The organism is Streptomyces huiliensis, assembly GCF_020037025.1.
GTDB classification, from domain to species: domain Bacteria; phylum Actinomycetota; class Actinomycetes; order Streptomycetales; family Streptomycetaceae; genus Streptomyces; species Streptomyces huiliensis.
In genome coordinates, this window is the sequence record NZ_JAIQLH010000548.1 from 1 (window position 1) to 751 (window position 751).

1 protein-coding gene is annotated in these 751 nt (G+C 80.2%); it reads left to right on the forward strand.

Annotation, left to right across the window (positions count from 1 at the left end):
* Nucleotides 1-751, forward strand: a 751-nt coding sequence (hemG, locus tag JNW98_RS35800; protein WP_223772412.1) for a protoporphyrinogen oxidase, incomplete at both ends; no start/stop codon positions are given.

Consider the following 751-nt stretch of genomic DNA (forward strand, 5'->3'; position numbering starts at 1 on the left):
CGCGCGGGGCCGCCGCCGCGGCTGACCGGCTTCGCCGACGGCGGCATGCGGGTGCTGGTGGACGGCCTGACGCGGCGGCTCGGCGAACGGGTGCGCACGGGACGGCCGGTGACCGCCCTGCGGCCCGCCCCGGACGGCGGCTGGCTCGTGGAGACGGCGGGCCACGAGCCGGTCCGCGCCGACCACGTCGTCGTCGCCGTGCCCGCCCCCGCCGCCGCCCGCCTGCTGGCACCCCATCTCCCGTACTCCGCCGAGGTGTTGGCCGGGGTGCGGTACGCGCCGGTGCGCGTGGTGTCCGTCGGGTACCGGCGGCGCGACCTCGCCGTCCTGCCGCGCGGCTTCGGGTACCTGACGGTGCCGCCGGAGCCGACCCGGGTCCTCGGTGTGGTGCACGCGTCCGTCGTCTTCCCCGACTGCGCGCCGCCGGACGCCGTCCTGCTGCGCGCCTTCGCGGGCGGCGCCGAGGACCCCGGGTTCGCGGAGCTGGACGCGGACGAGGCCGTCGCCGCGGTGCACCGCGACGTGACCGCGCTGTTCGCCCCGGCGGCGGGGCCGGAGTTCCGGCACGACCACGTCTGGCCCGAGGCGATCCCGCAGTACGCGCCGGGCCACGGCGCGCGGACGCGGGCGGTGCTGGACGCCGTCGCCGGCCTGCCCGGCCTGCACCTCGCGGGCGCCGCCTACCACGGCGTCGCGGTCAACGAGTGCGTCCGCGACGCCCGGCGGGCGGCGTCGGAGGTGCTGGCGGCGC